Raw genomic sequence first — 25,734 nt, forward strand, 5'->3', positions numbered from 1 at the left:
ATAAAATAAAGCATATCAGATACAGGAGGTATGTTTTATGTGTGATATCAGCGAAAAATATTTTTTGGGAGCAATGACTCAGTATGGATTTTCAACGGAGTTCGGAAAGCTTATCGAGGACAGCAGTTATTTTACTTACATTCTCAAAGGCGGAGCAGGAACGGGAAAATCCTCTCTTATGAAAAAGGTTGCGGCACATTTTGAACCGAACGAGGACGTAGTGAGATTTTACTGTTCCTCTGACCCCGATTCCCTTGACGCAGTTGTGCTAAAAGGTTCAAAGGTCATTATCGTTGACGGAACTTCTCCGCACGTTTTTGATCCGATATACCCAGGCGCTTGTCAGAAGATAATCAACTTAGGTGAAAACTGGGACGAAGAAAAACTGAAAGCCGCTAAAGATGATATAATTGCTGTTACCGACAAAAATAAGTCTATGCTTGCAAGAGCAAAGCGCTTTTCAACTGCTCTTTCAAATGTCTGCGGTGATACTTATTTCTGCGCACTTTCAGCGGTAGATAAAGATAAACTCGATGGCTTTACCGAAAGATTTATAAAAAAGATACTCACCAAAAAGGGTTCGGGCAGTGGAAAAAAGGATATCCGCCAGCTGACAGCGTTGACAGAGCATGGCTGCCTGACACAGACGGATACTCTTGAAAATTACCTTGATGTCTATAAGCTGAATGATGAGTATTTCGCCTGCTCTCACCTTATTATCGAGGCGGTTTCAGCCGAGGCGGCAAGACGAGGTTTTGATGTAATTATCTGCCCGTCCCATGCCTTTAATAATAACGTGTTTGAGCATATGCTTATACCTGAACTTGGCGTGGCTGTGGTATCATCAACTCCGCTTACACAGCTGAAATACGAGAGTGTAAAGCCTGTTAACCTTGCAAGGTTTTATTCAAAGGATACTCTCGACAAGTATAAGCAAAGACTGCGCCTGAATAAAGCGGCTGTGAAAAGCCTTAGCGAAGAGGTGTACAGTACGATAAAAACTGCAAAGGCGATACACGATGAGATCGAGAAATATTATATCGGCGCAATGGACTTTGACAGTATAAATGCTGTCTGCGGAAAGATGATAGAGGAGATCGAAGCGAGAAAATGAGTGTAAGCATAATATCTGAGTGCGTTATGACAATATTATAAAATAATAAGATCGGCCTGCCGCCAAAGCCCCTGCTGAACGGCAGGTTGATTTTTTTGCCTGTATAATGCTGTAAAGATGTAAGAGGTGCTTGAAAAATGTATAGCTGTGTGGTATAATATATCTTGAAATAATATGTATTGAGGTTCTGTTTATGAAAAAATGGAAGATAAATAAATGTGACGATGATAAGGTAAAGGAATTTTTAGCTAAGTGTGATATAAATAAGCTTGCTCTTGAGGTGCTTTCAGCCAGAGGGTATAACGACTTTCAGCAGATAGTCGATTTCTTTACCGATGATGAGCTTGCCGATCCTTTTGAGATAAAGGATATGGATAAGGCGGCTGAGATAATAAATAAAGCTGTTGATTCTTATGATCTTATTTGTATATACGGAGATTACGACTGCGACGGTGTTACTTCCACAACTATACTTTTTAACTACCTTGAAAGTATGGGCGCAAATGTAATGTACTATATACCTGAGCGTGAGGATGGCTACGGAATGAATATCAAAGCTGTCGAAATGCTTGCAGAGCAGGGTGTAAAACTTATCGTTACAGTAGATAACGGAATTTCCGCTATTGAGGAGGCAAAAAGGATAGCTGAACTTGATATGCAGCTTGTTATAACCGATCACCACCAGCCCGGTGCGGAACTTCCGCAGGCTGCGGCAATAGTAAATCCTCATAGAGCCGACTGCGGATCTTCTTACAAAGACCTTTGCGGTGCAGGGGTAGCCTTTAAGCTTTGTGCCGCACTTGACGGCGGCAGCTATGACGCTGTTACAGAGCAGTATTCTGATATATGCGCCATAGGTACCGTTGCCGATATCGTTCCGCTTAATGGAGAAAACAGGACAATAGTGAAAAATGGTCTAAGATATCTTGCCAATACTGAATCTGTGGGACTTGATACACTTCTTGACAAAGCCAAGATAGACAGAAAAAATATAACCTCGACCAATGTTGCATTCCGTATAGCTCCCGTTATCAATGCCTCAGGTAGATTTGGCTCGCCGATCACTGCGGTGAAAGCACTGCTCTCCGAGGACGAAGAGGACGCAGACAGCTATGTTACCACAATACTGAACCTCAATGCACAGCGTAAACAGACCGAAACTGAAATTATGACTGATATAGTCAATCATATAAATGCTCACCCAGATGTGCTGGATCACCGTGTGCTTGTGCTTGCAGGACATGGCTGGCACCACGGAGTTATCGGAATAGTTGCGGCGAAGATACTCGACTATTTCGGAAAGCCTGCTATTATAATTTCCATTGAGGATAACGGCGAGGCGAGAGGTTCTGCAAGATCTGTGAAAGGCTTTAATATTTTTGAATGTTTGACTTATTGTAAGGACGTTCTTGAAAAGTATGGCGGACATGAATGTGCAGGCGGACTTTCACTTAAAGAAGAAAATATTCCTGCCTTTATAAATCTTGTGTATGAGTTTTCCGCTAAGTTTGAAAAAGCTCCGACAGCGGTCATTACAGCCGATAAGCTGCTTGCACCGGAGGATATAAACGTCGAGAGCGTTAAGGGACTTTCGGTGCTTGAACCAACAGGAGCGGAAAATCCTCAGCCTGTTTTTGCCATACTTCGTGCAGCGGTAAGAGGTATCACTCCGCTTTCGCAGGGCAAGCATACCAAGATAGATTTTACTTACGGCGGAGTAAAGGCGCAGGCTTTGATGTTCGGGCAAAATCCAGAAAAGCTCTGCTTTAATATCGGCGACAATATCGATATGCTAGTAAATCTTGAAATAAACTCTTTCTCAGGACGTGAATCTGTTGCAGTAAAGGTCATAGATCACAGGTTGAGCGGAGTAAAGCAGGAAAGATATTTTGCCGCTAAAGATACATATGAAAAGCTTATGCGTGGAGAAGAACTTCCCAAAAGCTTTGTGCGAAAGATAATACCGACCCGTGAAGAGCTGGTCGCAGTTTATAAATATATAAGCAGCGTCAGACAGACAAGCATAGACGATCTGTTTATGCGATTGACAAGCGACAGTATGAATTACTGCAAGCTGCATATCTGTACTGATATTTTTACTGATAAGGAGCTTATAGAGTTTAAGCCATCATCAGGCAGGATAAAGCTGCTGCCTGTTTCAAAGCGTGTGGATCTTGAAGATTCCGAAACGCTTGTAAAATTAAGATCAATGTTGTGAAAGGCGGAATAATTATGACTCAGACAAATCAACCAACAAATCTATCATCAGCTGCTGAAGACAAAAAGCTGTCGTCATCTGTAAATGTTCCGGGCTTTCCCGTACCTGTACCGAATTATATCATCGAGGCAAGCAAGACGATATATACTATCGACACTATAATCCAGAAGATACTTGACAGCGAAAAGCAATACGACCTATCCAAAATAGTTTCAGCTTATGAGCTTGCCGAAAGATATCATCACGATCAGAAAAGAGAATCAGGCGAACCATATATATCACACCCTCTTGCAGTAGCATATATACTACTTGAACTGGGTATGGATACTGATACGATATGTGCGGCACTGCTTCACGATGTTGTTGAAGATACAGAGTGTACACTTGAGATCCTCCAGAAAAAATTCGGCTCTGACGTGGCAATGCTCGTAAACGGTGTTACAAAGCTGGGCAAGGTGGAGATATTCACAAAGGAAGAGCAGAAAGCGGAGAATATAAGAAAAATACTGCTTGCCATGAGCGAGGATATAAGAGTTATCATAATCAAGCTTGCCGACAGACTGCATAATATGCGTACTCTTAATTTCTGCCGTGAGGAAAAGAGAAGAACTATCGCACACGAAACTATGAATATCTATGCGCCGATAGCTCACAGATTAGGTATACGTTCTATCAAGGACGAGTTTGAAGACCTTGCCTTTTTCTATCTTGACCCATATGCCTATGAGGATATCGAAGAGCAAATGGCTATGCGTAAGGAGAGCAGGGAAGCCCTTGTTGAAAGCATAAAGGCTAAGATATCTGAAAGACTTGCTAAGGATTTTGACCCTATCCCAACTATCGAGGGACGAGTAAAGAGCAATTACGGAATCTATAAAAAAGTTTACAGGGACGGAAAGGAAATAGATCAGATCTATGACAGATATGCCGTTCGTATAATCGTTAATACAGTTACAGAGTGCTATAATGTGCTGGGTATTATCCATGATATGTTCAAGCCTATACCGAACCGTTTCAAGGATTATATCTCTACACCTAAAGCAAATATGTATCAATCGCTGCATACTACCGTTATAGGCAGAGTTGGCATACCTTTTGAGGTACAGATAAGAACATGGGATATGCACCGAACAGCAGAGTATGGTATCGCCGCTCACTGGAAGTATAAAGAGGGTGTTCGCAGCAACTCAAAGGACGATAACAGACTTGCGTGGATAAGACAGATAATCGAATCACAGCAGGAATCGAACGATGTTGAGGAAATAGTAAGGGCTATCAAAAATGACCTTGCTCCTGAGGACGTTTTTGCGTTCACGCCAAAGGGCGATATGATAACGCTCCCTGCCGGTTCAACAGTAATAGATTTTGCCTACGCTATCCATACGCAGGTAGGTCATAAGATGTGCGGCGCAAAGGCTGACAAGAAAATGGTGTCTTATGATTATCAGATCAAAACAGGCGAGATAATCGAGATACTTACTACCAACGTTGAGGGACATGGTCCAAGCCGTTCGTGGCTCAATATCGCAAAGACAAATGAAGCCAAGTCAAAGATCAGATCGTGGTTCAAGAAAGAACGCCGTGAGGAAAATATCTTTGAGGGTAGAAATGCTCTTGAACGTGAATTCAGACGTAATATGATAAGAGTTCCTGAGGACGAGCTTGAAGAGTTCCTGCGGCTTGATATGAAACGTCATAACTGCGAGACGCTTGACGATTTCTTTGCCGCTATCGGCTACGGCGGAGTGCAGTTATCTAAGCTTATGCAAAGGCTTAAAGCTGAGTATAATAAAAAATACGGCGAAAAGGCTGAGGAAGTCCCTGCTGAACAGCCAAAGACGGTCAAGTCATCATCGGGCGTTATCGTGGACGGCATAAATGACTGCGTGGTCAAATTTGCCCAGTGCTGTAATCCGCTCCCAGGCGACGAGATAGTCGGATTTATCACAAGAGGTCATGGTATCTCCGTTCATAAAAAGGACTGCATAAATTATCAGAGCCAGAAAGACGACCCGAATAATGCCGACAGATGGGTAAAGGTAAACTGGGAAAAGACCAGCGGAAAGGCCGACACAAAGTATTTCAAGGCTACTCTTGAAATAGTTGCAGTGGACAGAATCGGACTGCTGGCAGACGTTTCCACAGCACTTGCCATGATAAATGTATTTATTTATGAATCATCATCAAGAGAACTTAAAAACAGCAATGCTCTGCTTACGGTAACTGTAAGCGTAGCGGGCATGGAACAGCTGAATACAGTAATATCAAAGCTTCAGAAGATTAAGAATGTTATCTCAGTTGAGAGAAGCGGAAAGTAGGAGCAAAATGAGAATTTTTAAATTGAAACCTCTCAGTGTATGCGAAACGAACAGCTATATCGTTGCAAGCGAAAAGAATAACGCTGTGCTGATAGACGCACCGTCGGACGCTAATTATATTATGGAACAGCTGGATTTTTACGGCGTAACGCTGAAGAAAATTTTCCTTACACATGGTCATTTCGATCATGTGGGCGCAGTTGCAGATCTTGTTGACAAGACTGGCTGCGAGGTATATATTCATGTGTTTGACAAGCCAAAGCTTACTGATGATAATGGTACGCTTGTAAATCTTTTCAGAATAAGAGGTCACAGAAAGTATACAGGCGACGTTATAACATTTACTGAGAATGATGTGCTAACGCTGGACGAGCTGGAGTTCGATGTTCTCGAAACCCCAGGACATACAAGCGGCTCGGTCTGCTTTATATGCGGAAACAATATTTTCACAGGCGATACACTTTTCGCACGTTCCATAGGAAGAACAGATATGCCCGACGGCAGCTATCAGTCCATAGTAAAATCTCTTGCGAAAATTGCAGATCTGGGCGGAAATCTTAACGTCTATCCGGGACATATGTGTACCACTACACTGGATGAGGAAAGACGGCTGAATCCATATCTGAGCAATTACTAAGGCGGTGCCGAATGACTTTAATTTTCAGCGGTAATGACTATAAATACGAGCTTGAGGGAGTAATGAAGCTTTTTATTCCCGCAACTCTTTTCACACACGTTTTTTCTGATAAAATAGAAACAGAGGACGATTTTGCTTTTATAAGAGAGAAAAATTATAAGAACTTTGTTTTGCTGTATGTTATATGCAGCTATAAGGGCAGAATTTGCCGCAAAGTCAGAAGAATAACTGACAGAAATGAGATCCTCAGTTGTGACAAGGAATTATACTTGTCACAATTACTGTATAAAGCTATGTCGGAGCTGACAGGCATAGTCCCTAAGTGGGGAGTTATTACAGGCATACGGCCTGTTAAGCGGGTGAATGATATGCTTAACAAGGGCAGGAGCAAGGAAGAGATATTTGACGCAATGGAAGAAAAATATCTTTGCAGCCGTGAAAAGTGTGACATAGCGTATGAAACCGCTCTCACACAAAAGAAGGTTCTTGACACGCTTGATCCTAAAAGTTTCAGCTTGTATATATCTATCCCATTTTGCCCTTCGAGATGTTCATATTGTTCTTTCGTGTCCCAGTCGGTGGAAAGCTGTTTAAAGATAATTCCTGAATATATCGAACACCTTTGCAGAGAAATTAAATATACGGGCGAACTTGTAAAAAGAATAGGACTAAAGCTCAATACGGTATATTTCGGCGGAGGAACGCCTACCACATTGACAGCCGAACAGCTTGAACTGCTTATGAAAACTATTGAAGATTCATTCGATATGTCGGGCGTGGCAGAATATACGGTTGAGGCAGGACGACCTGATACTATAACAGAAGAAAAGCTGAGAACTCTTAAGCTTAATGGCTGTACAAGAGTGTCTATAAATCCGCAGACGCTTAACGATGAAGTTCTTAAAGCAATGGGGCGCAGACATACCGTAAAAGAGTTTTATGACAGCTTTGAACTTGCAAGAAAAATAGGGTTTGATTCTATAAATACCGACGTTATTGCAGGACTTTCAAAGGATACTATCGAAAGCTTTAAATTTACAATAGACAAGCTTATAGAACTTGCACCAGAAAATCTTACTGTACATACCCTGTCGATAAAGCGTGCGGCACGTCTTAATCATGGCGATAAGAGCGAACTTGAAAATCCTGCTGACAGAATGGTGGAATATGCTACTAAAATGCTCATGGGCAACGAATATAAGCCTTATTATCTGTACCGACAGAAAAATATGGTGGGAAACCTTGAAAATATCGGCTGGTGCAGGCAGGGCTTTGAGAGCCTGTATAATATATACATTATGGAAGAGGTACAGACGATACTTGCAATGGGCGCAGGTGCGTCAACTAAGCTTGTATCTCTTGATCCACGCAGGTTGGAGAGAGTGTTTAATTACAAATTCCCACTTGAATATGACAAGCACTTTGATCTTATGATATCACGCAAAAAGGGAATTGAGGATTTTTATGCTTAAAAAGAATGAGATTGTAGAACTGACAATAACAGATATAACAAATGAAGGCAACGGTGTTGGAAGATATGAAAACACCGCTGTTTTCGTACCAATGACAGCGGTCGGAGATGTTATAAAGTGTCAGATAGTAAAGGTGAAGAGCAGCTATTGCTACGGCATAATCAAGGAGATCATTACTCCCTCTGATAAGAGGAAGGAGCCTGACTGTCCTGTATATAAGCAGTGCGGAGGATGTTCATTCAGGCATATGGATTATGAAGAGGAAAGCAGGATAAAGCAGAATTTTATAGCTGCATCTTTTGAACGCATAGGCAAAATTACTGCACACTATGATGATTTTGTTCCCTGTGAGAACATTTATTCTTACCGCAATAAAGCTCAGTATCCTGTGGCAAACAGCAATGGAAAAGTGGTATGCGGCTTTTACGCAAAGCGTTCTCATAGGGTAATAGAATATCTTGACTGTAAGCTGCAGCCGAAGATATTTTCAGATATTCTGGCTGATATACTTGATTATGTGAATAAGAGAAAGATAAAAGCTTATGATGAGATAAGTCTTACAGGTCTGCTAAGACATATTTATTTAAGACGTGGAGAACACAGCGGCGAGATAATGGTCTGTCTTGTGGTGACAAGCTTTAAGAACAGCGATAAATTCTGTGACCTTGTGAAGATACTTACTGAAAAATATTCCGATATAAAAACAGTTGTGCTTAATAAGAACAGCAAAAATACTAATGTTATAATGGGTAAAGAATGCATAGCAATATACGGCAGCGGAAGAATCACAGACATTATGTGCGGCAACAAAATAGAGATCTCGCCACTTTCATTTTATCAGGTGAATACTGTTCAGGCTGAGAAGCTTTACAGCATAGCGGAGAAGTATGCACAGCTGGATAAAGATGATGTACTTCTTGATCTTTACTGTGGCGCAGGAACGATAGGCCTGTCAATGTGCAGAAACGTAAAGAAGCTTGTGGGCGTAGAGATAATTCCCGAAGCCATAGAAAATGCTAAAGCAAACGCTGAGATGAACGGCATATATAATGCTGAATTCATATGCGGAGACGCAGGAGATATTGCAAAAATACTTTACGACAGGGGAGAGCGCCCCAGAGTAATAATAGCTGATCCGGCGAGAAAAGGCTGCGACAGACAGAGCCTTGAATATATGGCGAAGATGTCGCCTGACAGAATAGTAATGATATCCTGCAATCACTCCACAGCAGCACGTGACTGTGCGATACTAGGTGAACTTGGTTACAAAACAGAGAAAGTTTGCGGTGTTGATCTGTTTCCGGGGACGTGCCATGTCGAGTGCGTGGTAATGTTGACAAAGGAATCTTGATCCTATGCGTGCCAGCGTTTTTTGAAATAAACATATACCTGTGTTTTGGCTTAATTGAGAGGATGATTCGTTTGGATCTTATATATAAAAAAGGAACGATAGAAGATATAGATCTACTGACCAAAACAAGAATAGAAGTTTTGCGGGCAGCTAATAAACTATCGTCTGATATTGATATGTATGAAGTAGAAAGGGCTTCTTATGAGTATTATAGACAAGCCTTTCTTAATGACTCTCACACCGCTTATTTGGTTTTTGATGGCAATAAATTTGTTGGTGCAGGTGGAGTTAGTTATTACCAAGTTATGCCTACCTATCATAATCCAAGTGGAAAGAAAGCATATATTATGAATATATATACTAGTCCTTCATATCGCAGAAATGGTATTGCCACAAAGACGCTGACATTACTAGTTGAAGATGCAAAGAGAAGAGGTATCAATGCTATTTCTCTTGAAGCGACAGAAATAGGCAAACCTTTATATGATAAGTTCGGATTTGTGCAAATGAAGAATGAAATGGAGTATATTGAAATTTAGCAAATAGAGATTCACTCTATTTGCTTACACGAGTAATAGGTCAAGTTAAGGTTTTAGTCAGTTCAATCTGCCAGTTTAAGTGCATAAATAGGTACTCCGCCATTGATTTGTACAATAGAATTGAGTATGTTTTTTCGTTGAACAACCAAGCCATGTTGAGTGCGTGATAATGCTTACTAAGGTACAGACCAGATAGTCTAAAAATCTTGAGAATATAACCAAACTGGTATAAAATCACTTAATATGGGTGCGAAACAGAAATAAATTGTAACATGGGTAAATCAAGCTTTTCACTGGCTCGATTTACCCTATTTTGATTTAAAAAGTGCGTTTGATATAACCCAGAAAATTACCGTTCACCGCCAATAACCTACCGTTCACCGGAAATCTATTGAAAAACAAATCGATTTATGTTATAATTTAACATGAATCGATTTGTTATTTTTGGAAGTAAACGATGCTTTGCTGTTTTAATTACTTTTGGTTTCTCAGATAACAATGATTTTTAACTGAAAAAATATATAAATAAAAAAACAACTTATAATTAAGAAATTAAAGGGGGTGGTAAATTTGCTTTTGCATAGATAGTGCCGTTACTCAGAATATATGGGCATGGTGCTAATTAATAATGTGATCTAAGAACAATTAAATGACAAACAAAATGGAGGTTTTAAATTATGTCTATTAAAAAGAGAATAGCAGCTATAGGTGCTGCTGCAGTTATGGTGATGTCTATGTCAGCTATAGGAGCAAGTGCTTCCTATGCAAAAAGCTATACTTTATATAATGTGGATCGTTATGGCAAATGTGATGGTAAAAAAAATATTACAAGTGCAACATTAGGTGGAAAGATTGGTGAATTGCACTGGTATTGGACCGGAAGTAAAGGTTATTCTAAGTGTACATCAGATGGATATAAACATTTTGCGGTAGTAAAAGGAAAGTCCGTTTCAACGTCTGATGATGTTGGAGCGACTAAGACGGCAACAACTGACAAAGTTAAACCTAAAAGTGATAAATCAATTTATTTTGGCGGTACAGTATTGACCTAATTATTCAAAGTAACTTTTTTATTAGTTGAATAGTTACAATTTTAATTTGACAATAACTGAATTAAAATTGCATTGACTTCAATTGTTTGACTATATGACAGTTAATTTCTGTATGTTTCGCACGGTAAACATACAGAAATTAATGCTTTATAAAAAGTAAAAACATATTATGTTTTTTATGGGGTGAAAATATGAAAAGAAAAAATCTTAATAAGGTACTAATTGTTATTTCGGCTATTCTTTTAGTTTTTGCTGTTATTTCTTTGATATGGTACATAAGATATGCAATACTATTCAAACCATTGCTCAACAATACTAAACTTGAACAAGATAAAGATGATCATAATTCTTATTCATTGCACTTCACGGGTGAAAGCTTTAGTAATTGGGCGACGCTTACTCTTAGTGTACCTTCATTTTTATCTTTTTCAGGAAATATCTGTATTTCTCAAGACTTGATGGTTGATTGTGATGATCAATTGGACGATATTAAATATGATATTCTAATGTTATATTGGCCGAAAATTAAAGATGATAATAATGAAATAATATGGCAAGTGATGGAGTATGATAGCGATGGAGAATTAAGTGATAAAGGTTGTACGATCATAACAGATGATCGTCTGAATCTGATCGAGGAAACTCCAATATTAAATTCATACCTAAATTACGAGGAATGTAAAGACAGAATGCAATTCTACTATGATAATTACCTTATAGGCACATTTGGCGAAGATTATTTTAATAAGTAATTAGCATATAACACTTCCGACAAAAGGAGTTAACAGTTAAATGAAAATAAAACATTTTCTTTCATTTGTATTGGTGTTCTTTGGAATACTGCTAGTGGGGGAATTTTACATAAAGGATCAAACGGAAAGACTTTACCATTCCGGCTCACTTTTGGTCATAGATACACCAAAAGTAGTAGACGGTGACAGCATAAAAGAAATTACTGATGAGATGTATGATATCTGCAAAAGGAATGATGTTAAACTGTATATCGTCAATGAAAGCAATCCCAGTCTGATAACTACCGATATTTCAGTCTATTGCTTTGACAACTCAGAACAGTTCTTTGCAGATACAACAGGTGTCGCTCCTAAAAGTATTAAGAGCGTCATATCGGGAAAACTTAATATATCATACAAAGATGTGGAGGACATAGACTATATTGATATAAGCACAAGTTTTCTTCTTCTTGGTGACGATATATCAGTCGATAAAGCATATAACGAAATAGGCGACTCATACGATATCATCAATCAGATGCTTCACGAATATAATGATTATCTCATAAAAAGAATAGTTTTCCTAGCAATATTCTCCGGAGTAATAGTGTTGATACTTGGAGCTTTTCAATCTGTAAACAGCAAAAGGACAGCTGCAATAAAAGAAATAATGGGATATTCTTCAGCTGAATTTATACTGAAAAAGTTTCTGACAGACTTTTTGTTATTTGCAGTATACTTTGTTGTTTCAATTATTGTTTTGAGAAGAGTATCTTCCATTGGTGAATGCTATAAGGAGATAAGTATACTTTTTATTTCCATAGTATTAGCCGACCTGATACCTTATTTTATGCTTTTGCATCTTGATATAAACTCTACTATCAAAGGCAAAAACAACCGAGCAAAGATATTGTTGTTTGGATATATCATAAATATCCCTATCGTACTTGTATGCATTGTTTCAGTTTCAGCTTTTTTCAATTCGCTGAACAATAGTATGACTTTTTTGAAAGCTGAAAAGTTTTATTCGGACAGCAATGCTGTACTGGCTAACTTAGATGTTGATTTCTTTGGTGATGATCCGATAGAAGCACATGATAAATACAGACAATATAATGAAGAAATATATAGAAAATATTATGACAAAGCAGTTATGATTTCCAACATTGATTTTGATAATGATTTCGTTTCAGATATTATTTATGTCAATTCAAACGGAAAGCAAATGATATTTGATATGCTGCCAAAAATAAAGGAGTACAGCTGTAACAGTGATTACACCATTTTCCGCAGTCAGAATTCTTCCTGTACAATAGACGATGTTCTTGGAGTTATATCTACAGCGGACTTTGACAGTGACTATGACCCTAGTGCTGCTCTGTTCTCTTATGATGAATATGAACTGCCGTTTAAATACAGCATAGTAGGTATCAATCAAAGCGTTGATTCAAGTTTTGAAAAAGTAAACGATCCTGTACTGATAATTAATAACACACGCCCCGCATTATCCGAAGGGGAGTATGTTGTTAATAAAGGCGATATATATAATACTATTATGTATGAGTTCACAGATGACGATATAGAAGCTATCAGCAGGGATTATGATTTCAACAGTGTGATGATAACAAAAGTCAGTGAGCAGTTCAATTACAGCTGGCATTACAATAAAACGGAACTTTTATTATTTGCGATGTTCTCCTGCGGAATAATATTCTTTGAGATCAGCATACTGATATTCATAATCAGGAATGATTTTATTATAAACGGAGTTGAGCTGTGTCTATATAAACTGCATGGATATTCAATGATCGAAAGGTTCTCCATTGAATGGGTCGCATCGTTGAGTACGATAGTGATTGAAACGATCATACTGGCTGTTCTCTCCTGCAAATATGAGTTTATCAGCAATTATTTATCGTGCAGATATATAATTATAGTGGGTTCAGCATTATTGCTGTTTGAAACTGTATTCATTTTTTACAGATCTATCAAATTTGAAAAAGATAATATATGTAGAATACTGAAGGGTGGTGCTATTTAATGATAAAAGTCAGCAAGCTGTATAAGTCCTTTAATGATAAACCATTATTTGAGGATATATCCTTTGAGATACCTGACAATTCAATGGTGGCTATAACGGGTAAAAGCGGTTCTGGAAAAACGACCTTACTTAACATAATTGGAGCGATCGAGCCATATGATTCCGGCGATGTAGTGATCGACGATATTGATCTTTCAAGAAAATATAATAAGCTGGAGCTGTTCAGAAAAAAGATAGGCTTTTTGTTCCAGAATTTCGCTCTGATCGAAAATTTGACTGTATATGATAATCTGGATATAGTAAAAAAGAAATATCGGAATGATATCTCTTTGGACGAATGTCTGGAACGTGTGGGATTGGAAGATAAAAAGGACAGTAAAATATATACCTTATCGGGCGGTCAGCAGCAGAGAGTTGCATTGGCTCGGCTTATGCTGAAAAAATGTGATATAGTATTGGCAGATGAGCCTACCGGTTCGCTGGATCCGATAAACAGGGATATTATAATGAATATCCTTACCTCAATACATAAACAAGGCAAAACAGTAATAATCGTTACTCACGATCAAAATGTGGCACAGCAGTGCGAGAGCGTTATAGAAATATGCGATGGAGGAATAATTGCATAAGGTGCGGCTGTGTCAACATATGATATTTTTGCTGCAAAAAAATAATCCCCACCATTGGAGATATTCCAATAGTGGGGATTTAATTATAGTTAGTTATTCAATATTCACTCTTTATTTCAAACATTCCGAATCCTTGTGAGTTGCGTGAACCTAGTCCAAGCGGCTTTCCATGACCCATTTTATAAAGCCGTTCGCTTTCTTAGGTACACTTGTTTTCGATGTCTTCGATATCCTTGTTGTATTTTTATTTTTACAGACAAGAATACATGGGAGTTTTGGAGCAGAACTGCGAGCTGACAGAATATTGTTGAAGTATCTTTTGCTCCGCTGATAATATATCCAAATATTTTTTTTACAGCCTCACCGCTGTTTTATTTTCACCAATAAGCTGTGCTGTTCTTTCTCTGAATGCACCTGCCTAAGTAGTTCCCGGGATAACAGTGGTGTTGTACAAAGTGAAAGATATTTGTAATCAGGCGCAGAAGTTTTATTTCCGTACTGAAGTTCCGTAGCATAGCTTCTGATCGAAAGCGTACTTTTCAGCGTGAGTGATATGCTGATAATTGTAAGCAAAATGCCGATAAAATCTCTCCAGTACGTTTCCCATACATTTTGTCGGCCTTTTCGATGCAGTCAGATTCAGCATTGTTTATAAACCCTATGGCAGTCGTACGCTTTTTTTCAGTTTTTATTGAATTTACACGCTTAATAAGATAATCAAAATTCTTTGCCTGAGAGTTCATCATTGATAATCTGCCGACAAATGCAGGGTTAAATATCCACTTGACATCATTAAATTTTTTATCAGCATAATCAAGCGCTGTTATACGCATTTTTTCAATGGTATCGTTTGTATTTATAAGTTCGCTTAATGCACTGACAGCAGAAGTGTCAGACAAGTCCGAAAGTTTAGGCACAGCTGTACCAAGCTTTAAAAGCTCTTCTTTTGTGCAGAATTTTATTACGCCAAATCCTTCATTATGCCTTTCACCTATGGTGATATATTTAGTGGTTTGCTGTTTTAATGTACCGCATATTACGCTGCCTTTTTTGAACCCTCTTATGTGCGAACGTTTATATCTGCCAGCTGAAACATATCCCATAACAGTTGTGTAACCGAGCGATGAATGGGTCATATCAGCATCAAGACCGAGTGCGCTTGCAAGAACATTTGCGTCCGTAGAAAATGCAGCATTATCTTCACGGAAAATATATCTGATCTCCTTGCTGCCCTTTGCTTTTCCGAGAACTGTCGGCGCAGGCTGTAAAAAAAATAGCGGCATTTGCAGATACTGTTGAAACCAATCATATCAACATTTTGTTAGTAGACTCGACAGCAACTTATGGCGAGGCTGATTCGGCCGTTACACTCTCGGAACAGATTAATAATAAAATTTACATATTATTATCATAAAATCCAATAATTTATTAAATGTTTCATATATCATTAATATAATAGTATGCAAAATGTGAGATTGTTTACATTTAGAAGGAATTATAGTCAAATGGAAATTTAGATAAAATTTTTGACTATAGAATATAAGGGGAGATCATATATATGAAATGTTCAAAATGTGCTCGTACGATCCCGAATGACAGTTTGTTTTGTGAATTCTGCGGAAATCGCATTAATGAGCTTGATAGTACTGATCATTCAGAAAAAACTAAATATAATGATACATATAGTGGAGAAACGACAGACGATAAAACAGTTCCGGATAATACAAAAGTGTGTGCCACACTTTCAAAACCAAAACACGTTTCAAAATATAAGACTGCTGCAGTGGTATCATCTGTAATATGTGCTGCAACACTTGTCACCTGCGCTGTTGTATTGATCTCTAATATGCAAAAAAACAAAGAGGTACACACTAATTCAGATGTCAGTACATCGGTATCTTCGCATATAGAAACCATATCGGCTGTGTCTGACGAAACTTCTTCGGAAATTACTGTTTCTGAAACATCGTCAGACAGTCTCTCTGTTGACAGTGGAACTGACTCAAATTTACGATCCTCATTTGAAACATCTGATGATGGTTGGAAACAGGCATATATGGATAAGGCGTGGGAGATTGCTCCGGAGCAGCTTGAGGGTTATCCGTATTTTTGCAAGTATGTGCTGTTTGATATAGACCAAAATGGTATTCCGGAAATGTACATCGAAGGATCAGGCGGCGGTGGAATAGCTGCGAGAGGTTTGTATACATACAGCAATGGTGAGATCATTACGATCTATGATAAAAATGACACCGATGATTCTATTTTTCTCTTACAGCTGGGATATTCTCTGAATGGGGACAAGGGAATTTATGTTGCTAATGCCAATGATCCCGAATTTTCCCAAAAGTATTATCTTATAGATAATAAACTTGTTCAGCAGAATGATAAGATCAATTCAGATGATATTGCCGCATTAACTTCAAACGATAAAATTACCGCATCGGATATAGGTCAATTAGCAGAAATGCTTTCTATTGCACCTCCAAAGGGATATGAATGGAAAAAAGCTTATGTTCAAAAAATAAAAAATGATTATCCTTACTGCAAGAGTTTTGACTCAGTCAATGCTCCATATGAACTTATTTATATAAATGATGATGATATACCTGAATTGCTGATATATGACTTCAAAGATGATATGGACTATGAAAATAACATACACCTTTTTACTTATGCAGACGGAGAAGTAAAAGTCATATCAGAAGGATTCAGCAACGGAGTAAACGGTGAAAATGCTTTTTACGGATATGTTGAACGGAAGAACATATTTATGACCTCAGATTTTAGTGCAGGACATAACCGAGATATAAATATTGTAAAGACAGATGATAACTGGATAAGTAATTCGTTGTATAAATTGCAAAGCCAATTTTATATCCAAGCAGACGGATATAAAACAGACTACTATATTGACAGCAGCAAAGTTTCAGAGAATGAGTATAATGCACTGTTGGATGAATATCCGCTTTCGGGACCTGCCTATGGATTTGATAATGTAATAGATATTTGTAAAAAAATATATGAGCTTTAAGATCGGAGAAAGAAAATATGAAGTGTTTAAAATGTGATCATACAATACCTGATGATAGTGTGTTCTGTGAGTTCTGTGGATCTAAGGTAGATGCACAAAACACTTATGAAGAAAGCAGCGTTAAAAAAATATATTGCAGACAATGCGGAAAAGAAGTTATGTCTGATAGTGTGTTCTGCGAATTTTGCGGCAGTCAGATCGAAGTGCCTAATGATCCTGTTTATCAGGAAGAAATTTATTCAAGTTCTGATCTTGATAAGGCTGAACAGTCCGAAGATCATGCCGAACAACTATTATATGAGCCGACTCCACAGGAACATAAAGAAGATGAAAATACATCTGCAAAATCATCAAATACTTTTAAGATAATAACGGCAGTTTCATGTATGGTATGCGTTGCTGCGATATGTATATCTTTACTGTTAATGTTATTTTCAAAGCCAAATGATAAAGATATAAAAACAGAAAAGGAAGCCGCAGTAATGATATCTTCTGCAGAAACCTCAGTACAGAGTTCATCGGTCACAACTTCTGCTCTTCCGCTCAAAGACGAAGATCTTAACACACAGCCGGAAACAACAGCACTTACCACTGCACCGACAGAAACTACTACCAAAAAAGAAAGTAAAGTTTCTGCAAATGAAGAGCTTTCTCTTGTTGATCTTTATACGAAATTTAATTATATGAACAGCAGTTCTCTCAGAGAATATATAGGTGATGATTATTATGTTACTACCAGAACGAGATATGACGGAACAGAAGTAACAGGTATCACCAGTGATACATATTTCAAGAATATTCTCGTGTTCCCTCCTGACAGCAATTATTATGATGAGGACACATTGGCTGAAATGTTTGAAGATACAGACAACGGTTTTATTTTTGTGGCTGAAGCATTTGAAGGCGGTCTGATAGGCGATAATTCAAAGGTCGGCGATACCTATAAATATATGTCAAGTCATGTAGATTGTATAGCCGGAGTACGAAATAGTGGCTATTCAGCATCGATCGTTGATAATGAACTTGTAAATCTGTATTTTGACGTATCAGGATATGAGTTCTCCGATGAAGAGTATGATCCGAATCCGTTTGTTGATCTAAGCCATACTGATAAAAAATGTATAGGTGCTTCGATCGGTTATGCTTATGGAGAACCGCCATATTTTGACTGTACCATTAAAAATTCAGACGGTAATGCGTGGATAAGAAATGTTCCAAATGCTGATGATAGTGAAAGCGCACGTTTGTGGATGGTTAAAGACGGAGATGATATAGAGATAGTTGGTTATGACGCAGATAGTGCTTTATTAGTTGAACTGAATGGTGAAGAATGGTATGAAGTTGGATATTACGGAGCAACTAATTCAGAAGGCGAAACTGTCAGAAAGATCGGATATATTGAAACCAAGTACGTTAATACTAAATGATTATAGGAGAGCTAAAAATGATATGTAAAATATGCGGTAATGAAACAAACGGTGATGCGAAGTTTTGCAATTACTGTGGCAGTCCATTAGAACAACTGAATGAAACAAGCAGGCAGAAAAAATTTTGCAGAAAATGCGGTAATGAGTTATCAGATAATTCAATGTTTTGCAGAAGATGTGGTGAAAGAGTAGTAACGACAGATGATCATTCTTGTGAAAACGACTCCATAACTGCTCAATTAAATTCAAATGTTGTTTTAGGGCAGTCGGCTGCAGTTAAAAAGAAGAGTTCAAAGAAAATAATATTCACAGCTGCAGCAATTATAGGTGCAGCTATCATAGTAATAGCAGTAATGTTTTTTACGAAGCTTACACAAAGAGATGATAAAAAGATAGTAAACGCTTTTGAAAATACTTTTGGTGCGGAAAACTATAAGTGTACATTGACATGCTATCCGATAGATGATGATGGATTTGACCCTGACGAAAAACATATAGCATATATTGAAAAATGTTATGACAAATCGAAAAAGAGTGATCAATACTATTTTGATTCATACTATGTAGATTCAGATCAAGAATCTGCTCATTACAAAACTGCATACATTGCCGGAGAATTATATGCATATGATACATACACAAAAAAATTTGTTTATGTAGATTCACAAAACGATGAATCCAGAAAAAATTCAAAAAAAGTAATGGAAAAAGGTCTGTATTCCATAATTACTACCAGAAATAATTTCTTAAATGATTATTTGTTATATGATGATATCTTCTTTCAGCAGAAGTATATTTTATCATCTAATGCAGTTCCTGCTTTAGAAAAGATCCTTGAAAAGTACTTTGAAGAGGGAAAGAGTGACTGTATAAAAGAATATACAAAAGATGGTGATAAATATTCATTTAAAGTTGACTATTCCAAACTGATAAAGACAGTTGATGTTGATTATGGCAAACAGGTCAAAAAAAGCGTTATAGATATATTTTCACATTTTGAAGATTCGGAAAAAATAAAATACACTTTAAATGTTGATTTTACAATAAAAAATAATTATGTTGAAAAGCTTGATATCACATCCGTAGGGGAGCTTAACAATTATTATGCAAAGTTCGGTAAATGGTCATATAAGTTTGAATCTGTAAATAAGCTGAATTCGGAAAACAGTAAGATCGATAAGATAAAAATCATAACTAATGAAGAAATAAGGCTTGGCGAATTAAAAACAGCTAACGCAAATGCAAAGATTGCATACAACGCATTGCAGGGGGTTTTGGCAGATTGGGAAACACAAGGAGCGAATATAGACGATATAAAAATTGATTTGTTAAACAATATTTCTTTTCACACATATGAAGATTATGATGAATATTATAAGTATAATTATTCATATGATGAAGATGACGAATATGATAACGATGACAATGATAACTATTCATACGAAAAAAGCTATATCATAAATGAAGTTAATGATGCAATAAAAGATGATGTAAACGGATATGTATATATCGGAACGTATGATGATAATGGAAAAATTTTATTTTATGTACAGTTTAGTAAAAAGATAGACAACAATGTTGTCGGTTTAAGAAATCCTGTTCCTTCAAAAGAAACGATAATTGGTCAATATCCAAATCCCAACACAGATGATAAAATTTACACTTGGGGAAAATATAATAATTAACGTACAGCTTTTGAAATAAACAAAAATTGTTAGACACATTTGCTGAATTCTATAAAAAGTAATCGAAAAGATGAGATTAAAAAGCGTTTGTCAAAATGGCAAGCGCTTACTTTTTATACCCAAAATCATTAACAATGCAAATGGATATTCTTTGTGGACTTTAGCGATATCATAATTCGATCAATAGCATAAGCTTGCTGATCGGTGAAATAGACAGTGGCAATGATCTACTTTGTTGTTCTTATCTATTGAATAAAAAAACAAAATATGATATAATATACTTGCATTTAACAATTTCATGTAAAAGTCGGTGATTCTTTTTGAAAATAGAAACAAAAGTAGAATATTGGGAAAATAAACTGCTCGACCTCGGAAAACGAAACAGAATGATAAATTGCCCTCTGCCTAAAACAGGCAAACGTGTTTCACGTTCCAGTATAATGATAGAGATACCTGAGATCCAAGAATTATGGGATACTGTTCTGAACGTTGAAAAAGGTATAGAATTTCCTGTTGACCTGAATACTTATGTTGAAGGCAATGAAGATGATGAAGAAAGGCTCGCCCAAAATACCACGTTTATTAACGGATATAAAACAGATCAATCAGTAACAGATACCTGTAAAACCCTTTTGGCTATGAAAAGAAAATCAAGAGAATTTATGGACAACAAGGGTATGAATGCCCTTTATCTTGCATTTGGCTTTTTAGATTGGAAAGACAATGGTCAGACCGGTCAGCAGCTGCGTTCACCGCTTGTTCTTGTTCCTGTGTCTATCACGCAGGAGAGTATTGCTGATCCTTTTTTTATATCAAAAACCGATGAGGAGCCTATTGGAAACACTCCTCTCCAGCAGAAGTTACTTAGTGAATTCAACATAAATATTCCGGTATTTGATGAAAATGATGATCTGCAAACTTATTTTGATAAAGTAGAACATGAATGCAGACCTTTGGGCTGGACAGTAGATCGTAATTCTGTACAGCTGACTATGCTGAGTTATTTGAAAATGGCAATGTATCATGATATTGCCATTCATAAGGACATTATAAGATCGCATCCGATAATACGAACTTTAAATGGAGAAACAAATCAGCTTGATCATAATGAATTTGTGGATGTTGGTTCAATAGATCATGACGCAGAAGAACCACGCACAGTTTATTCGGTCGTTGATGCAGATTCAAGTCAGCAGGATGCTATAACGCTTGCAAAGTCAGGGGCAAGCTTTGTTCTGCAAGGACCTCCGGGAACAGGAAAAAGCCAGACCATAACAAATATCATTGCGGAATTGTTAGGTCAGGGAAAGAAAGTGCTTTTTGTTTCAGAAAAAATGGCTGCGCTTGATGTTGTTTACAGAAGGTTAGTTTCATCGGGATTGGGTGACTTTTGTCTGACTCTTCATAACCCTGATGCTAAGAGAAAAGAGATAATGGAACAGTTAGCCGTATCCGTTAAGCTGTCAGAAAGTAAAGTCAAATTCAAAAATGAAGCTTTTGAGAAGCTTGAATCACTGAAAATAGTGCGGGAAAGTTTAAATAAGTATGTTGCACAGCTTCACACAGAAGTAGAACCTCTTGGTGAAACTATATTTAAGGTCAATGGATATATATCGAAGTTCGATGATTATCCTGATATTGATTTTGTGCAGAAAAACGCAGGAGAAATGTCGTCTTCTGATCTGGCAGTAAACAGAGCGGCGTTAAGCGAGTATATAAGGATCGTTGCAAAAAGCGGATATCAGCACGATAATCCATGGCTTGGCAGTAATGTTAAGGATGTGAATCATCTTTTTCGTCAGAAGTTTTTTGCATATTCTGAAAAGCTGTTGCCATATTTAATTAATGGTGCAGAAATGCTTAATGATGTCAGTATATTTATCAGTAACGGATACGATGATCTTAACTATAAGGGAGGAAAAGAATTTGAGAATATCCTGAAGTTAGCTTTAAAGTCACCAAATGTACCTTATAGTTGGCTTTCTATCGATGTTAATGCAACAAAGAAAAGGCTCTATCAGATCGAGGCGGATATCAGACAAAGGAATAATAGTGAAGAATCACTGCCAAGTGTTCGTAATATCATAAACAAGCTTACTTTCGGCGGTTCAAAAATGTTTGAGTATATAATGTCAGATAATGACAGCGAGCTTGATATCGTTCTTAAACAGTTTAACGATGATTATACAAATTTATCTTCTTTGTTATCTAATGAAGAAGAGAGTATAGTATCGTATAATAAATCTGATGTTGTTTATTCCATGCAGCATTATAAAGATATCCTTGACAAGCTGAGAGCTGAAAAAAATGAAAAAGCAGAAATTGAAAAAAATATCAGCGATCTCACAGACGATAAAGCACGTCAGAATATTATTCTTGATGAATTCAGAAATAAAAGCAAGAACGCAGATGAACTTGTAACAGTATCTTATAAAGAAGAAATACTTGATCTTGATATTTCATTACTTAAGGTGAGATTTAACGATAATTATAGATCATTGCTGAGATCTTTTAATTCGCAGTATCGCAAAGACTGCGAATTGTTAAGAAGCTATTCCAGAACAAATGAACGTTCAAAATATAAGATGATAGTTGAATTGCTGGAAAAGATATCTGACGCACAGCAGAAGAGATCTGAACTTGAAGATCAGGATAAGATTGTCCGTAAAATATCCGAACAGCTCGATGAATTGCAGAATAAGCTTAAAGAACTAAATGATACTATACATGATCTCAATAATGAATATCCACTATCCAAACAGAAGTATAAGGGATCATATGATCTGTTTGTGACAAAAACACAGCAGTTGATATCACATTATGAAGATCATTTAAAGCAAGTATCAGATAATATTTCAATATCATTTGCAGCATTATCCGAAACCCTTAATGATACAATAACTGAAAACAGTGATATAAAAGATATTGCGAACAAGTTGGAGTGGATCGATGCCTTTTTATCAGCAGCTAAAGCTCACAATGCCTCTGAAAGCTTTATGAAAATGACAGCTGCCGCTGTTCCCGAACATCTTAGATCAGTTGAAAAAATGCTTGAAAAAGTTTCAGTATGGAATCATGAGTTTAATGATATGACAGCCTTTTTCATGAGTCAGTTTGATGAAGAACGTCAGAAGACCTTTACTGAACTTCCTGTCGAAAAGCTTGCACAGGCTGTTGCTGATTGTCGTGATAATTTCAATAAACTTGAAAATCTTATTGATCATAATAATGCTGTACAGGTCATAGAAAAGCATGGACTTTCACAGTTCATTGATATTATTGAGGATATGGAGCTTGACAGTTCTGAAATACTTCCGTGCTATGAAAAGTGTTTTTACAGATCGTGGCTTGATAATGTGATACCACGTTTTGATCAGATCAATATGTTCCGTCATGACAGACAAGAAGAAAAAATCAAAGAATTTAAAGAACTCGATATTACACATCTTAAAATTTCACAGGTCATATTGAAAGGTCAGCTTATTGAGCGGCTGCCTAATCTTAATTTTTCTGGTGCCGGTGACGAAGCTGCAATATTGAAACGTGAACTTAACAAAAGAAGCCGTCTTATGCCGATAAGAAAGCTGATAGCAGCTATTCCTTCGTTATTACCTGCACTAAAACCCTGTATGATGATGTCGCCTTTGTCGGTAAGTACATATTTTGGCAATGCAGATTTTGGCTTTGACACAGTTATTTTTGACGAGGCTTCACAGGTCCGTACCGAAGAAGCTGTCTGCTCTATATTCAGAGCTAAACAGGTCATAATAGCCGGTGATAGCAAACAGCTTCCGCCGACAGATTTCTTCAGTTCATCAGCGTTAGGTCCTGACGAATTATATGATGATGACGAAGGGATCAACGATGCCGGTGCTTATGAATCACTTTTGGACGAAGCAGCAATTTTGCCGTCACAAACGCTGTTATGGCATTACAGAAGTAAGCATGAACATCTTATCGCATTTTCAAACTATAAGATATATCAGAAAAGTCTTATCACTTTTCCGTCTGCAATAAAGAAAGCTCCTGATCTGGGTGTTGAATATATATACTTATCGGACGGTGTTTATGAAAGAGGCGGAAAAGGCGGAAACTTAAAGGAAGCTGAAAAGATATGCAGTCTTTTGGTCGAGCATTTCACTGATCATCCGAAAAGAAGTATCGGTATTATTGCGTTCGGTGCAAAGCAGCAGACCATAATAGAAAACGAGGTTCTGAAGCTTAGACGGGAACATCCGGAATTTGAAGAATATTTTAGGGATAATCGTGATGAGCCTTTGTTTATCAGAAATCTTGAATCTGTACAGGGCGATGAACGTGATACGATCATTTTCAGCATAGGATATGGAAAAGATCAGAATGGTAAATTCCTTATGAATTTCGGACCATTAAGCCGTGAGGGCGGAGAACGCAGACTTAATGTTGCCGTAACAAGAGCAAGATATAATCTAAAGCTTGTTGGTTCTATCCTGCCGTCGGATATAAAAACAGACAGGATATCAGCCGTTGGTCCAAGCCTTTTAAGAGATTATATTGATTTTGCTATACATGGTGAAAGTGTTCTCAAATCCGAATTGCAGGTCGAAGAGAATGTTTGGTTTGATTCTCCTTTTGAAGAATCGGTCTATAACTTCCTGACATCGCAGGGATTTAAAGTTGCGACACAGGTCGGATGTTCGGGATATCGTATTGATTTGGCAGTATATCATCCAAATTACGAGGGCAGATTTGCTATCGGTATTGAATGTGACGGTGCGGCATACCATTCTGCAAGAACCGCCCGTGAACGTGACCGCCTCAGACAAACAGTACTTGAAAATATGGGGTGGAAAATTTATCGTATATGGTCAACGGATTGGATCAAAGATGCTGTTTCAGAGAAAAAACGTTTGATCGATGCGATCAATATTTCAATAATGAATTACAGCGAACCAACTATGAATATTCCCCCTGAAAAGGACATAAAAACAGAATATATTGATATAACAGAGAAAACCGAAACGGAAATACAGATCGAGCAGAAGAAAAATTATCGTTCTGCCTATGCCGGATGTAAACCGCAGGAAATTCCAAGTTATGAGTATGAGGTTACTTTGCTGAAGATCCTGGAAGATGGTTATGGAAGCAGGCAAATTGATAACCTTATCAGAGATGCAGCAAATTTGGGATATGATTGGCATCGTGTGGGAAGGATAATCAGAGAAAAGTTTATCACTGCAATATACACGCTTGTCAGAAAGCAAAAGGTTGAAGTAAATGGGGACGAAGTGAAACTTTTGCAAGATACGAAATCGGGAAAATAGAAAAATTAACAATGAAACTATAATATAATAACGAACTGGCTTCGCAATTTAAGTGGAGTCAGTTTTTGTTGTTTAGCTGAATATATTTATGATCATATTTCACTATGAGTTTTAAGCTCAATTATAAAAGTTGCTTAATATATTGTAGAAAAATTAACTTATCACGTTGTTAATATATTTGCA

Annotated in this window: 17 protein-coding genes; 15 read left to right on the forward strand and 2 right to left on the reverse strand. The window is 37.3% G+C overall.

Annotated elements, in window-relative coordinates:
* Window positions 1–37: 37 nt before the first annotated feature.
* From Q0E19_RS03735 to Q0E19_RS03785, 11 genes are all read left to right on the forward strand, one after another.
* The gene (locus Q0E19_RS03735) at window positions 38–1,114 is read left to right on the forward strand and encodes an ATPase (protein WP_294407622.1); all 1,077 of its coding nucleotides are present in this window, start codon (window positions 38–40) and stop codon (window positions 1,112–1,114) included.
* 193 nt (window positions 1,115–1,307) lie between these two features.
* The gene (gene recJ / locus Q0E19_RS03740) at window positions 1,308–3,332 is read left to right on the forward strand and encodes a single-stranded-DNA-specific exonuclease RecJ (protein WP_294407623.1); all 2,025 of its coding nucleotides are present in this window, start codon (window positions 1,308–1,310) and stop codon (window positions 3,330–3,332) included.
* Between the two features lie 14 nt (window positions 3,333–3,346).
* Window positions 3,347–5,650: a bifunctional (p)ppGpp synthetase/guanosine-3',5'-bis(diphosphate) 3'-pyrophosphohydrolase gene (locus Q0E19_RS03745; RefSeq protein ID WP_294407624.1), complete on the forward strand. Its 2,304-nt coding sequence runs from the start codon at window positions 3,347–3,349 to the stop codon at window positions 5,648–5,650.
* Window positions 5,651–5,657: 7 nt separating this feature from the next.
* The gene (locus tag Q0E19_RS03750; protein WP_294407625.1) at window positions 5,658–6,287 is read left to right on the forward strand and encodes an MBL fold metallo-hydrolase; all 630 of its coding nucleotides are present in this window, start codon (window positions 5,658–5,660) and stop codon (window positions 6,285–6,287) included.
* A gap of 11 nt (window positions 6,288–6,298) precedes the next feature.
* On the forward strand, window positions 6,299–7,759 hold the full coding sequence (gene hemZ, locus Q0E19_RS03755) for a coproporphyrinogen dehydrogenase HemZ (protein WP_294407626.1): 1,461 nt from the start codon (window positions 6,299–6,301) through the stop codon (window positions 7,757–7,759).
* Window positions 7,752–9,110, forward strand: coding sequence for a 23S rRNA (uracil(1939)-C(5))-methyltransferase RlmD (gene rlmD / locus Q0E19_RS03760; RefSeq protein ID WP_294407627.1), 1,359 nt, complete (start codon window positions 7,752–7,754; stop codon window positions 9,108–9,110). Before hemZ ends, rlmD begins: the two co-directional genes overlap by 8 nt.
* A 71-nt stretch (window positions 9,111–9,181) precedes the next feature.
* Entirely contained in the window at window positions 9,182–9,649 is a 468-nt protein-coding gene (locus Q0E19_RS03765; protein ID WP_365904523.1) for a GNAT family N-acetyltransferase, read from the forward strand.
* Window positions 9,650–10,326: 677 nt separating this feature from the next.
* Window positions 10,327–10,701 carry a hypothetical protein gene (locus Q0E19_RS03770; RefSeq protein WP_294407628.1) on the forward strand — a complete coding sequence of 125 codons (375 nt, stop codon included), beginning with the start codon at window positions 10,327–10,329 and terminating at the stop codon, window positions 10,699–10,701.
* 191 nt (window positions 10,702–10,892) lie between these two features.
* Complete coding sequence (locus Q0E19_RS03775; RefSeq protein ID WP_294407630.1) at window positions 10,893–11,453, forward strand: hypothetical protein; 561 nt, start codon at window positions 10,893–10,895, stop codon at window positions 11,451–11,453.
* A 40-nt stretch (window positions 11,454–11,493) separates the two neighbouring features.
* Entirely contained in the window at window positions 11,494–13,473 is a 1,980-nt protein-coding gene (locus tag Q0E19_RS03780; RefSeq protein ID WP_294407631.1) for a hypothetical protein, read from the forward strand.
* Entirely contained in the window at window positions 13,473–14,102 is a 630-nt protein-coding gene (locus Q0E19_RS03785; RefSeq protein ID WP_294407632.1) for an ABC transporter ATP-binding protein, read from the forward strand. Before Q0E19_RS03780 ends, Q0E19_RS03785 begins: the two co-directional genes overlap by 1 nt.
* Window positions 14,103–14,199: 97 nt before the next feature.
* On the opposite strand, the gene Q0E19_RS11900 is transcribed toward Q0E19_RS03785, so the two are convergent.
* Window positions 14,200–14,280 carry a CRISPR-associated endoribonuclease Cas6 gene (locus Q0E19_RS11900; protein ID WP_365904569.1) on the reverse strand — a complete coding sequence of 27 codons (81 nt, stop codon included), beginning with the start codon at window positions 14,278–14,280 and terminating at the stop codon, window positions 14,200–14,202.
* Between the two features lie 361 nt (window positions 14,281–14,641).
* A complete protein-coding gene (locus tag Q0E19_RS03790) occupies window positions 14,642–15,385 on the reverse strand; it encodes a hypothetical protein (protein WP_294407634.1) in 744 nt (247 codons plus the stop codon).
* 275 nt (window positions 15,386–15,660) lie between these two features.
* Between Q0E19_RS03790 and Q0E19_RS03795 the strand changes: the two genes are divergently transcribed.
* From Q0E19_RS03795 to Q0E19_RS03810, 4 genes are all read left to right on the forward strand, one after another.
* Window positions 15,661–17,136, forward strand: a complete 1,476-nt coding sequence (locus tag Q0E19_RS03795; RefSeq protein ID WP_294407635.1) for a hypothetical protein — start codon at window positions 15,661–15,663, stop codon at window positions 17,134–17,136.
* A gap of 17 nt (window positions 17,137–17,153) precedes the next feature.
* The gene (locus Q0E19_RS03800; RefSeq protein ID WP_294407636.1) at window positions 17,154–18,563 is read left to right on the forward strand and encodes a zinc ribbon domain-containing protein; all 1,410 of its coding nucleotides are present in this window, start codon (window positions 17,154–17,156) and stop codon (window positions 18,561–18,563) included.
* Window positions 18,564–18,580: 17 nt separating this feature from the next.
* A complete protein-coding gene (locus Q0E19_RS03805; protein ID WP_294407638.1) occupies window positions 18,581–20,248 on the forward strand; it encodes a zinc ribbon domain-containing protein in 1,668 nt (555 codons plus the stop codon).
* A 320-nt stretch (window positions 20,249–20,568) separates the two neighbouring features.
* Complete coding sequence (locus Q0E19_RS03810; protein ID WP_294407640.1) at window positions 20,569–25,551, forward strand: DUF4011 domain-containing protein; 4,983 nt, start codon at window positions 20,569–20,571, stop codon at window positions 25,549–25,551.
* Window positions 25,552–25,734: the final 183 nt, after the last annotated feature.

Origin of the sequence: uncultured Ruminococcus sp. (genome assembly GCF_934476685.1) — a bacterium.
Lineage (GTDB): Bacteria > Bacillota > Clostridia > Oscillospirales > Ruminococcaceae > Hominimerdicola.

Bases quoted from the DNA above. Each gene is read 5' to 3' on its own strand.
- Q0E19_RS03735 (WP_294407622.1), top strand. From the start codon at position 38: ATGTGTGATATCAGCGAAAAATATTTTTTGGGAGCAATGACTCAGTAT.
- recJ (WP_294407623.1), top strand. From the start codon at position 1,308: ATGAAAAAATGGAAGATAAATAAATGTGACGATGATAAGGTAAAGGAA.
- Q0E19_RS03745 (WP_294407624.1), top strand. From the start codon at position 3,347: ATGACTCAGACAAATCAACCAACAAATCTATCATCAGCTGCTGAAGAC.
- Q0E19_RS03750 (WP_294407625.1), top strand. From the start codon at position 5,658: ATGAGAATTTTTAAATTGAAACCTCTCAGTGTATGCGAAACGAACAGC.
- hemZ (WP_294407626.1), top strand. From the start codon at position 6,299: ATGACTTTAATTTTCAGCGGTAATGACTATAAATACGAGCTTGAGGGA.
- rlmD (WP_294407627.1), top strand. From the start codon at position 7,752: ATGCTTAAAAAGAATGAGATTGTAGAACTGACAATAACAGATATAACA.
- Q0E19_RS03770 (WP_294407628.1), top strand. From the start codon at position 10,327: ATGTCTATTAAAAAGAGAATAGCAGCTATAGGTGCTGCTGCAGTTATG.
- Q0E19_RS03775 (WP_294407630.1), top strand. From the start codon at position 10,893: ATGAAAAGAAAAAATCTTAATAAGGTACTAATTGTTATTTCGGCTATT.
- Q0E19_RS03780 (WP_294407631.1), top strand. From the start codon at position 11,494: ATGAAAATAAAACATTTTCTTTCATTTGTATTGGTGTTCTTTGGAATA.
- Q0E19_RS03785 (WP_294407632.1), top strand. From the start codon at position 13,473: ATGATAAAAGTCAGCAAGCTGTATAAGTCCTTTAATGATAAACCATTA.
- Q0E19_RS11900 (WP_365904569.1), bottom strand. From the start codon at position 14,280: ATGGGTCATGGAAAGCCGCTTGGACTAGGTTCACGCAACTCACAAGGA.
- Q0E19_RS03790 (WP_294407634.1), bottom strand. From the start codon at position 15,385: ATGCCGCTATTTTTTTTACAGCCTGCGCCGACAGTTCTCGGAAAAGCA.
- Q0E19_RS03795 (WP_294407635.1), top strand. From the start codon at position 15,661: ATGAAATGTTCAAAATGTGCTCGTACGATCCCGAATGACAGTTTGTTT.
- Q0E19_RS03800 (WP_294407636.1), top strand. From the start codon at position 17,154: ATGAAGTGTTTAAAATGTGATCATACAATACCTGATGATAGTGTGTTC.
- Q0E19_RS03805 (WP_294407638.1), top strand. From the start codon at position 18,581: ATGATATGTAAAATATGCGGTAATGAAACAAACGGTGATGCGAAGTTT.